A 10,661-nucleotide genomic window follows, 5' to 3' on the forward strand; every position below is an offset into this window, starting at 1 on the left:
TTCCTCTTTATATAGATTACTTGTTACGACGACGTACGATGTACTTGTCAGTGCGTTTGTTCTTACGAGTCTTGAAGCCTTTAGTAGGCATACCCCAAGGAGATACTGGGTGACGACCACCAGAAGTACGGCCTTCACCACCACCATGTGGGTGGTCAATCGGGTTCATTACAACACCACGAACCGTTGGACGGATACCGCGATGACGTGATGCACCTGCTTTACCAAGTTCACGTAGCATGTGCTCAGAGTTACCAACTTCACCGATTGTTGCACGGCCTTCAGAAAGAACTTTGCGCATCTCGCCAGAACGTAGACGGATAGTTACGTACGCACCGTCGCGAGCAACGATTTGAGCGTAAGCACCAGCCGAACGAGCTAGCTGACCACCTTTACCAGGCTTAAGTTCAACGTTATGTACTGTTGAACCTACTGGGATATTACGCATTGGTAGAGTGTTACCAGCTTTGATTGGTGCATCAACACCAGACTGAATAACATCACCAGCTACAACACCTTTAGGTGCTAGGATGTAGCGACGCTCACCGTCTTTGTAAAGAACTAGAGCAATGTTTGCGCTACGGTTTGGATCGTATTCAAGACGCTCAACTGTCGCTGGAATACCATCTTTAGTACGTTTGAAGTCAACTACACGGTAGTGGTGCTTGTGACCACCGCCGATGTGACGTACTGTGATACGACCCTTGTTGTTACGACCACCGTTCTTAGAGTTTTTCTCTAGAAGAGGTGCGTATGGCTTGCCCTTGTGTAGGTCAGCGTTAACAACTTTAACAACGTGACGACGACCAGGGGAAGTCGGCTTACATTTAACAATAGCCATTTTTAACTACTCCTGTTATTCCGCGCCGCCAACGAAGTCAAGATCTTGACCTTCTTTCAAAGTAACGTACGCTTTCTTAACGTCGCTGCGGCGACCTTGGCGTAGACCTTGACGTTTGGTCTTACCCTTAGTGATAAGAGTATTTACAGACTTAACTTCAACTTCAAATAGCTTTTCTACAGCTGCTTTGATCTCTTTTTTAGTCGCATCTTTAGCTACTTTGAAAACGATAGTGTTCGCTTTCTCAGCTGCCATAGTTGCTTTTTCAGAGATGTGCGGTGCACGTAGAACTTTTAGGATACGCTCTTCAGTGATCATGCTAGCATTTCCTCTACTTGCTTAACTGCTTCTGCAGTCATTACAACTTTGTCAAACGCGATTAGAGATACTGGATCGATACCAGCAACATCACGTGCGTCAACTTTGTATAGGTTACGAGCAGCTAGGAATAGATTCTCATCTACTTCGCTAGTCACGATTAGAGCGTCAGTTAGCTCAAGCTCTTTAAGCTTAGCAACTAGCTCTTTAGTCTTTGGTGCTTCAACTGAGAAGTTATCAACAACGATTAGACGCTCTTGACGAACAAGCTCAGAAAGAATGCTCTTCATAGCACCACGGTACATTTTTTTGTTTACTTTTTGGCTGTGATCTTGTGGTTTCGCAGCAAAAGTAACACCACCTGTACGCCAGATTGGGCTACGGATTGTACCAGCACGCGCACGGCCAGTACCTTTTTGACGCCATGGCTTAGCGCCACCGCCAGAAACTTCTGAACGTGTTTTTTGAGCACGAGTACCTTGACGAGCACCTGCTGCGTACGCAACAACTACTTGGTGTACAAGAGCTTCGTTAAACTCACGTCCGAAAGTAGTTTCGGAAACAGTTAGTGCATCGGCACCTTTAACCATTAGTTCCATTACTTACTCCTGAGACGTTATGCTTTAACAGCTGGTTTAACGATCACGTTGCCGCCAGTTGCGCCTGGGACTGCACCTTTAATAAGAAGCAGGTTGCGCTCAGCGTCAACACGTACGATCTCTAGGTTTTGAGTCGTTACACGCTCAGCACCCATGTGACCTGCCATTTTCTTGCCTTTAAATACGCGACCTGGAGTCTGACATTGACCGATAGAACCAGGAGCACGGTGAGACAATGAGTTACCGTGAGTCATATCTTGAGTACGGAAGTTCCAACGCTTAACAGCGCCTTGGAAACCTTTACCCTTAGATGTACCAGTAACGTCTACTTTCTTAGTTTCGTTGAATAGTTCAACAGTTAGTTCTGAACCAACTTCGAACTCTTCGCCGTTTTCTAAACGGAATTCCCAAAGACCGCGACCAGCTTCAACGCCAGCTTTAGCAAAGTGACCTGCTTCAGCTTTGTTTACACGGTTAGCTTTCTTAGAACCAGCTGTAACCTGGATTGCTGCGTAGCCGTCAGTTTCAAGAGTTTTCACTTGAGAAACACGGTTAGCTTCAACCTCAACAACTGTTACTGGGATAGAAACGCCTTCTTCAGTAAATACGCGGGTCATGCCCACTTTACGACCGATTAGACCAATCATACTTCTAATCTCCCTTAACCTAGGCTAATTTGAACGTCAACGCCCGCAGCAAGGTCTAGACGCATTAGAGCATCAACAGTCTTGTCTGTTGGCTCAACGATGTCGATTAGACGCTTGTGAGTACGGATTTCGTACTGGTCACGTGCTTTCTTGTTAACGTGTGGAGAGATAAGAACTGTGAAACGCTCTTTACGAGTTGGCAGTGGGATTGGACCACGAACCTGTGCGCCAGTGCGCTTAGCTGTTTCAACGATTTCCGCTGTAGAAGCATCGATTAGTTTGTAATCGAAAGCTTTTAGGCGGATACGGATACGTTGGTTCTGCATGAGACAGAGCTCCAAATTTAATAAATTACACAAACAATATCGCCACTCAAACTCGTCAAGACGAGAGAATGCCGATTGATTTATGTGAAACCGTAGCATCCAAGATTAGGACGCATTGTCAGTTAATTTTCGATTAACTATCCCTATATGCCAAAGTCACCTTTGAGGATAGTTTTTCCGAAGAAAAGATAGCTAATTGTATTAACCGCGAACATAAGCTGAGTATACATTACCTCGCAAATCCTTAGATTTGCTCGCTCCTCACTGCTCATTGGTTCACAACTGGCTTAACCAGTGCGCTGCATTATACAGATCACACTTTAGGTTGCAAGCGCTGAGTGAAAAATAATCGGGAATATTCCAAACCCCATACATCCCTCTTCGCTTGGTAGCCATTAAACAAAAAGGACGCCGAAGCGTCCTTTTCTAAACTGTAATCGTAATAGCGGCTGCTATTATTTCTTACCGCTCGATAGTGCACCGAAACGCTTGTTGAAGCGATCAACACGGCCGCCTGTATCAACGATACGTTGCTTACCAGTGTAGAATGGGTGACACTTGTCACATACGTCTAGGTGGATAGACTCTTTACCTAGAGTAGAGTTGAACTCAAAAGAGTTGCCGCAAGAACAAGTCGCTTTTACTGCTTTGTATTCTGGGTGGATACCAGCTTTCATGGGATAACCTCAATAGTAGGCCGTGTCGCTATACGAATCTAAGCCGCACACCACACGCAATTAATAATAAAATGGGATACCGCATCAACTAATTGCCGAAGCCATATCTCAAGGCGCGATATAGTAAAGAATCACATTGCTCGGATCAACACATTTGGCAACTTTTTCGCCACTTTTTTAGCCAGACTAATCATAGAAGCACGATTCACTCTGAATCATATAGCTTTACTCGAATTTCCATACCGATTTTAATAGACTCTCATTTCCTTTCCCTCTTTTTAATAGCTAAGAATTTATGCGTCCAACCATTGCTAGAGTGGCATTACCCGTTCCGCTCGACAAACAATTTGATTACGCCATTCCGGGGCACCTGTTTCCGGTCATTGGTGGACGCGTTTCCGTACCTTTTGGACGCCAAACGTTAGTTGGCATCGTCACCGCGATGGTTAATCACTCGGACTTTCCCAAAGATCAACTCAAGCCAATCAAAGCAGTTCTTGATTCTCAGCCGATATGGTCTGAAAAGCTTTATTCGTTGCTGACTTGGTGCAGCCAGTTCTACCAATACCCACTTGGAGATACGCTACACAATGCGATGCCAGCAGCTCTACGTAAAGGAAAGCCTGCAGATTTTGCGACGCTACAAGAGTGGCAAATTACCGAATCCGGTAAAGACAAGCTGATGCAAGGGCTTGATCGTCGAGCGGTCAAACAACAAAAGGTCTTGCAAATGTTGGTTAACGGCGCTTTGCCTCACCAGGAATTTGTCGACCAAGAGATAGCCTCAACAGTACTAAAGTCTTTAGAAGAGAAAGGCTGGATTGAACGTATCGAGAAGAAGCCTGTAATCACCCAGTGGGGACAGCACGTTGAATGCGACGTCGAAAAGCCAAAGCTCAACCACGAACAAGCGCTGGCTATTGCGAGTGTAAATAGCCAAACAGGTTTTGCCTCCTATTTATTAGAAGGCGTCACGGGCTCAGGTAAGACAGAAGTGTACCTCAACCTTATCAAGCCAGTTTTAGAGCAAGGGAAACAAGCCTTGGTTTTAGTACCAGAGATTGGCTTAACGCCCCAAACCATCAACCGCTTTAAACGCCGTTTTAATGTGCCAGTTGACGTCATCCACTCCGGGTTAAACGAGACGGAGCGTCTGAATGCGTGGCTTTCTGCACGCGACAAAGCGGCCGGAATCATTATCGGCACACGCTCTGCCCTACTCGCGCCTTTTGCTGATCTCGGGATTATCATTGTGGACGAGGAACATGACACCTCTTACAAACAGCAAGATAGCTTGCGTTATCATGCACGCGATGTTGCTGTCATGCGCGCTCATAAAGAACAAGTTCCGATTGTTCTGGGCTCAGCCACACCTGCACTGGAGACATTGCACAATGCCTTGTCAGGCAAATATCACCATTTAACACTAACCCAACGAGCTGGCTCTGCCGTGCCAACCACTAATAAAGTGTTAGATGTAAAAGGTCAGTATTTAGAAAGTGGCTTATCTGCCCAACTGATTGCCGAGATGCGCAAGCATTTAAAAGCGGGCAATCAAGTAATGTTGTTTCTTAACCGTCGAGGCTTTTCGCCCGCTTTGATGTGCCATGAATGCGGTTGGATTGCAGAATGTAAACGCTGTGATGCGTACTATACGTTCCACCATTACAGCAACGAAATACGCTGCCATCACTGCGGCTCACAACAACCGGTGATTCATCAATGTCAGGGGTGTGGTTCAACCCAATTGGTTACCGTCGGCGTAGGAACGGAACAACTCGAACAACAATTGGCTCAGTTATTTCCAGAATACAACGCCATTCGCATCGACAGAGACAGCACACGTCGCAAAGGTAGTTTGGAAGATGCCCTTGAATCGATTCGTAAAGGTGAACATCAAATTCTGATTGGCACCCAAATGCTGGCTAAGGGGCACCATTTTCCAAATGTAACGCTCGTTGCTCTTTTGGATGTTGATGGCTCTCTCTATAGTAGTGACTTCCGCGCTTCCGAGCGACTAGCGCAGTTGTTTATTCAAGTCGCAGGTCGTGCCGGCCGCGCAAGTAAACCTGGCGAGGTTATCCTACAAACCCACCATCCTGAGCACAGCTTGCTGCAGGCCCTGCTTCAAAAAAACTATCGCCACTTTGCTATGACTGCTCTGGAAGAACGCAAATTGGCTCAGCTTCCGCCTTATAGTTTCTTGACTCTGTTTAAAGCAGAGGCGAACCAAAGTGAGGTAGTTGAAGACTTCCTGCGTCAGGTTCGCTTTACGTTAGAGTCACACCCTCTGTTCGATGATTCCTGCATGGTGTTAGGCCCTACTCCTTCACCTTTGGCCAAGCGGGCTGGTAAATACCGTTGGCAACTATTACTGCAAACTCAGCATCGTTCATTGATGCAAAAGTTATTAACCAGTGCCAAACCTGCTATTGAGTTGTTGCCAAATGCTAAGAAAGTGCGCTGGAATTTAGACATAGAACCACAAGATCTCAGCTAGCAAACGTTTAACTATGTAATGAATTACCATTTAATGTGACCAGGATCACACCAAGATTACAATTTTTGTTAAACAGACCGTAACTTTCACTTTAGAAATGAATAGACTATCCAAATTAGAAAAGTCTAAAGTGACTTGTTTGCACAGGCTTAGATTAAAACAATGACTATTCCCACAAATTGATATCGCGGTGAAGAATCCATTTTCCCACTCGTTAACACGAACTGAGCGAAGAGCAAACACAGCTCTAACTCGGTTTGATTACTCTGATTTCAAACCGGAATAACGTCATCTTGGCAAAAAATAAATGAGAGGTTAAAAACTATGGCGACAATGAAGGATGTTGCCCAGCTTGCGGGAGTGTCTACGGCTACGGTATCTCGAGCCTTAATGAATCCAGAGAAAGTCTCTTCTTCTACAAGAAAGAGAGTAGAAGATGCCGTACTTGAAGCGGGTTATTCTCCAAACTCATTAGCGCGTAACTTACGTAGAAACGAATCAAAAACCATTGTTACTATCGTTCCCGACATCTGTGATCCTTATTTTTCTGAAATTATTCGCGGTATTGAAGATGCAGCCATGGAACATGGCTATCTAGTCCTGTTGGGTGATAGCGGACAACAGAAGAAACGTGAAAGCTCTTTCGTTAACCTCGTATTTACTAAGCAGGCAGATGGAATGCTACTGCTTGGTACAGATCTACCATTCGATGTCAGTAAGCCAGAGCAAAAGAACTTACCTCCGATGGTAATGGCGTGTGAATTTGCGCCTGAACTCGAGCTTCCGACAGTACATATTGATAACCTGACCTCAGCATTTGAAGCGGTGAATTACCTGACCCAATTAGGTCATAAACGCATTGCTCAAATCTCTGGACCAGATACAGCAATATTGTGTCAATTCCGCCAGCAAGGCTACCAACAAGCCCTGCGCCGTGCCGGCATCAATAAAGATCCGCAATATAGTGTCATTACTGAGTTCTCTTTTGATGGCGGAGCAAAAGCCGTTCGTAAACTGCTCGAATTGCCAGAACCACCAACGGCTATTTTCTGTCACTGTGACACAATGGCCATCGGCGCAATTCAAGAAGCGAAAAAGCTTGGCTTACGAGTACCGCAAGATCTCTCTGTTGTGGGCTTTGATGACATTAACTTCGCTCAGTACTGCGATCCACCGTTGACCACCATCTCTCAACCTCGCTATGAGATTGGTCGACAAGCGATGCTAATGATGCTCGAGATGTTAAAAGGCCACGACGTGCATTCAGGCTCACGTCTGCTTGAAACTAATCTCGTCATTCGTGGAAGTGCAGCGCCACCACAGCGCCCTTAACCTAAAGATTAGGTATTCATCCCCAAAGCGGTGCTAAGGCGCCGCTTTTTTTATTTACCCCTCCTGCTTTTTGTGTATCCCTGAATAAATGTAAGTGAGAACGGAAACACACTCCTACACTCGGGCGTTGTCGCGCTTTAGCTATCAAGATTCTATCAATAGGGTGTTTTCTCAACTCGTTCTGGATTAACATATTTGCAAGAATCCTTGATGACCAGAAATAACCGTGGCAAATAGAGATTATGTAAGACGGGGGCGAGGCGCCCCAAAAAAGTCGACAAAAAAACAGCCGCCGAGAAGAAAAAAACCTTGGCGCAGTGGCCTGCTCGCTATCTTGCTCGTGGGCGGTTTTGGCTATGGTCTTTACCTTTTGAGTAGCGACCCAGAACCTAAACAACCAGTCGTGAAGCAGCCAACAACCACTGTAAGCAAACCAAAGCCGAAAAAAGACTTGCCGCCACCACCAGAAGAAAAATGGGAATATGTTGAGTCACTACCGAAACGTGAAGTTGAAGTTGTGGCCAAAGAAATTGAAGTTTCTAAAATTCCTTACATCATGCAGTGTGGCGCGTACAAAACCCAGGCACAAGCGGAAGAGCGCAAGCTTGCAATCGCGTTCCAAGGGATGTCGAGCAAGATTCGTAAGAAAGAAGGCAGTTCATGGTATCGCGTGGTGCTAGGTCCGTATAAGTTCAAACGTGATGCAGAACGTGACCGTCATAAACTGCAACGCGCGAAAATCGAGCCGTGTGCGATTTGGAAAGAAAATCTTTAAACTCAGGCCCTAGGAGCTAAGATCCTAGGGCCTTTCTTTTTGCCCCCTTGAATCCCCATTTCTCCTCCCCCATATACTGAATTAAATCCAAAGAGAAATAATCAAGAGGTCGACTGTGACTACCATTGTATCTGTACGTCGAAATAATAAAGTCGTCATCGCGGGTGATGGCCAAGTATCTCTAGGCAATACCGTAATGAAAGGTAATGCGCGCAAAGTTCGCCGCCTATACAACAACCAAGTACTAGCGGGCTTTGCCGGCGGTACTGCGGATGCCTTCACCCTTTTTGAGCGCTTCGAAAGCAAACTGCAAATGCACCAAGGTCACCTAACCAAAGCGGCAGTTGAGCTAGCCAAAGACTGGCGTAGCGATCGTGCTCTGCGCAAGCTCGAAGCCTTACTTGCCGTTGCCGACGAAACCGCATCGTTAATCATTACCGGTAATGGTGATGTCGTACAGCCAGAACACGACCTGATTGCGATTGGCTCTGGTGGTGCTTACGCACAAGCTGCCGCAACCGCCCTACTAGAAAACACAGATCTAGATGCTCGTGAGATCGCGGAAAAAGCTCTCAATATCGCGGGTGATATTTGTGTCTTCACGAACCATCACCACACGGTAGAAGAGCTAGACTCAACAGTAGAGCCTGAAAAACCAACCGCGTAATCGTAACGAAGTAAGGAAAGAATATGTCTGAAATGACGCCTCGCGAAATCGTTCATGAATTGAACCGCCACATTATCGGTCAAGAAAAAGCCAAGCGTTCGGTTGCGATTGCACTTCGTAACCGCTGGCGCCGCATGCAGCTTGAAGAAAGCTTGCGTGCCGAAGTGACACCAAAAAACATCTTGATGATTGGCCCTACTGGTGTTGGTAAGACTGAAATCGCACGACGCCTTGCAAAACTAGCAAATGCCCCTTTCATCAAAGTTGAAGCGACAAAATTCACCGAAGTGGGTTACGTTGGTAAAGAAGTTGAAACCATCATCCGTGACCTAACAGATGTTGCTGTGAAAATGACGCATCAACAAGCGATGGAGAAAGTGAAATTCCGCGCAGAAGAGCAAGCGGAAGAACGCATTCTTGATGCGCTACTGCCACCAGCACGTGATAGCTGGGGTCAAGCAGAGCAAACGGAAGAGTCTTCTCACACTCGCCAGATCTTCCGTAAGAAACTGCGTGAAGGCCAACTAGACGATAAAGAAATTGAAATCGACGTAGCCGCACCACAAATGGGCGTAGAGATCATGGCGCCTCCTGGTATGGAAGAGATGACTAACCAGCTGCAAGGCATGTTCCAAAACCTGGCAGGCGACACTAAGAAAAAACGTAAGCTGAAAATCAAAGACGCAATGAAAGCGTTAGCGGAAGAAGAAGCGGCGAAACTGGTTAACCAAGAAGAGCTGAAAGAAGCAGCGATTTTCAACGTTGAAAACAACGGCATCGTATTTATCGATGAGATCGACAAGATCTGTAAACGTGGCGAGAGCTCAGGCCCAGACGTTTCACGCGAAGGTGTTCAGCGCGACCTACTTCCATTAATTGAAGGCAGCACGGTATCAACCAAGCACGGCATGGTAAAAACAGACCACATTCTGTTTGTTGCATCTGGAGCATTCCAAGTGGCAAAACCATCTGACTTGATCCCAGAATTGCAAGGTCGTCTACCAATTCGTGTTGAGCTAGAAGCACTAAGCAGCAACGACTTCAAACGCATTCTGACAGAACCAAAAGCCTCTCTAACAGAGCAGTACGTTGCGTTGATGAAAACGGAAGATGTGGACATCGAGTTCACAGAAGATGGTATCACGCAAATCGCGGAAGCGGCATGGACGGTCAACGAGAGCACAGAAAACATCGGTGCTCGTCGCTTACACACCGTAATGGAACGCTTGATGGATGAAATCTCTTACGACGCAGCGGAGCAATCTGGCGCTAAATTCGTTATTGATTCCGCTTACGTGAAAGCGCGCCTAGGCGACACAATTGAAGATGAAGATCTAAGCCGCTTTATTCTTTAAACGCAATCTATCCCACCAAAGCCCAGAACCTTGTTTCTGGGCTTTTTGTATAGAATGACGACCACTGTGACAACACCTAAATCAAAAGATCTCGTCATTCTAGCGAGCTCAAGCGAGACTAAGAATCTGGTAACAACAGACGCCTACTCTTCCTCGCTCACCTTAATCACCGCACAATCGGACGATAGATTCTGAATCACACTCGTTCCTCGCTGTTCAGAATGACGGTTACTGTGACAACACCTAAATCAAAAAGATCTCGTCATTCTAGTGAGCTCAAGCGAGACTAAGAATCTAGTAACAGCAGACGCCTATTCTTTCTCTCTCACCGTAACACTTCACAATCGGATGATAGATTCTGAATCACACTCGTTCCTCGCTGTTCAGAATGACGGTGACTTAGAAAACATCTAGATCAAAAAGATCTCGTCATTCTAGCGAGCTTAAGCGAGACTAAGAATCTGCTAACAGCAGACGCCTATTCTTTCTCTCTCACCTTAACCACTGCACAATCGGATGATCGATTCTGAATCACCTCGTTCCTGGCTGTTCAGAATGACGGTGACTTAGACAACATCTAAATCAAAAGGCCTGGTCATTCTAGCGAGCTCAAGCGAGACTAAG

Annotated in this window: 11 protein-coding genes; 5 read left to right on the plus strand and 6 right to left on the minus strand. The window is 46.1% G+C overall.

The window, feature by feature from the left end:
• Positions 1-16: 16 nt before the first annotated feature.
• The 6 genes from rplB to rpmE all read right to left on the minus strand — a co-directional run bounded on the left by rplB (position 17) and on the right by rpmE (position 3,408).
• Positions 17-841: a 50S ribosomal protein L2 gene (rplB, locus tag R7P64_RS13775; RefSeq protein ID WP_005383168.1), complete on the minus strand. Its 825-nt coding sequence runs from the start codon at positions 839-841 to the stop codon at positions 17-19.
• Between the two features lie 15 nt (positions 842-856).
• Positions 857-1,159, minus strand: a complete 303-nt coding sequence (gene rplW / locus R7P64_RS13780; protein ID WP_004398471.1) for a 50S ribosomal protein L23 — start codon at positions 1,157-1,159, stop codon at positions 857-859.
• Entirely contained in the window at positions 1,156-1,758 is a 603-nt protein-coding gene (gene rplD, locus R7P64_RS13785) for a 50S ribosomal protein L4 (RefSeq protein WP_005379556.1), read from the minus strand. The genes rplW and rplD overlap by 4 nt, the downstream gene beginning before the upstream one ends.
• Before the next feature lie 17 nt (positions 1,759-1,775).
• Positions 1,776-2,405, minus strand: coding sequence for a 50S ribosomal protein L3 (rplC, locus tag R7P64_RS13790; protein ID WP_005379555.1), 630 nt, complete (start codon positions 2,403-2,405; stop codon positions 1,776-1,778).
• A 14-nt stretch (positions 2,406-2,419) separates the two neighbouring features.
• Positions 2,420-2,731, minus strand: a complete 312-nt coding sequence (gene rpsJ, locus R7P64_RS13795; protein WP_004410492.1) for a 30S ribosomal protein S10 — start codon at positions 2,729-2,731, stop codon at positions 2,420-2,422.
• 455 nt (positions 2,732-3,186) lie between these two features.
• Complete coding sequence (gene rpmE, locus R7P64_RS13800) at positions 3,187-3,408, minus strand: 50S ribosomal protein L31 (RefSeq protein WP_005379546.1); 222 nt, start codon at positions 3,406-3,408, stop codon at positions 3,187-3,189.
• A 295-nt stretch (positions 3,409-3,703) separates the two neighbouring features.
• On the opposite strand from rpmE, the gene priA reads away from it, so the two are divergent.
• The 5 genes from priA (at position 3,704) to hslU (ending at position 10,037) form a co-directional block, all read left to right on the plus strand.
• Positions 3,704-5,908, plus strand: coding sequence for a primosomal protein N' (gene priA / locus R7P64_RS13805; RefSeq protein WP_318070462.1), 2,205 nt, complete (start codon positions 3,704-3,706; stop codon positions 5,906-5,908).
• 303 nt (positions 5,909-6,211) lie between these two features.
• Entirely contained in the window at positions 6,212-7,240 is a 1,029-nt protein-coding gene (gene cytR, locus R7P64_RS13810) for a DNA-binding transcriptional regulator CytR (RefSeq protein ID WP_254901949.1), read from the plus strand.
• Positions 7,241-7,466: 226 nt separating this feature from the next.
• The gene (ftsN, locus tag R7P64_RS13815; protein WP_017820300.1) at positions 7,467-8,015 is read left to right on the plus strand and encodes a cell division protein FtsN; all 549 of its coding nucleotides are present in this window, start codon (positions 7,467-7,469) and stop codon (positions 8,013-8,015) included.
• Between the two features lie 115 nt (positions 8,016-8,130).
• Entirely contained in the window at positions 8,131-8,682 is a 552-nt protein-coding gene (gene hslV, locus R7P64_RS13820) for an ATP-dependent protease subunit HslV (protein WP_005383176.1), read from the plus strand.
• A gap of 23 nt (positions 8,683-8,705) precedes the next feature.
• Positions 8,706-10,037 carry an HslU--HslV peptidase ATPase subunit gene (gene hslU / locus R7P64_RS13825; protein ID WP_025768349.1) on the plus strand — a complete coding sequence of 444 codons (1,332 nt, stop codon included), beginning with the start codon at positions 8,706-8,708 and terminating at the stop codon, positions 10,035-10,037.
• Positions 10,038-10,661: the final 624 nt, after the last annotated feature.

The organism is Vibrio sp. 2304, from assembly GCF_033339475.1.
Classification (GTDB): Bacteria; Pseudomonadota; Gammaproteobacteria; order Enterobacterales; family Vibrionaceae; genus Vibrio; species Vibrio alginolyticus.

Excerpts from the sequence above, each read along its gene's own strand:
- priA (WP_318070462.1), top strand. The coding sequence starts at position 3,704 with ATGCGTCCAACCATTGCTAGAGTGGCATTACCCGTTCCGCTCGACAAA.
- rplW (WP_004398471.1), bottom strand. The coding sequence starts at position 1,159 with ATGATCACTGAAGAGCGTATCCTAAAAGTTCTACGTGCACCGCACATC.
- rplC (WP_005379555.1), bottom strand. The coding sequence starts at position 2,405 with ATGATTGGTCTAATCGGTCGTAAAGTGGGCATGACCCGCGTATTTACT.
- rplD (WP_005379556.1), bottom strand. The coding sequence starts at position 1,758 with ATGGAACTAATGGTTAAAGGTGCCGATGCACTAACTGTTTCCGAAACT.
- rplB (WP_005383168.1), bottom strand. The coding sequence starts at position 841 with ATGGCTATTGTTAAATGTAAGCCGACTTCCCCTGGTCGTCGTCACGTT.
- rpsJ (WP_004410492.1), bottom strand. The coding sequence starts at position 2,731 with ATGCAGAACCAACGTATCCGTATCCGCCTAAAAGCTTTCGATTACAAA.
- hslU (WP_025768349.1), top strand. The coding sequence starts at position 8,706 with ATGTCTGAAATGACGCCTCGCGAAATCGTTCATGAATTGAACCGCCAC.
- rpmE (WP_005379546.1), bottom strand. The coding sequence starts at position 3,408 with ATGAAAGCTGGTATCCACCCAGAATACAAAGCAGTAAAAGCGACTTGT.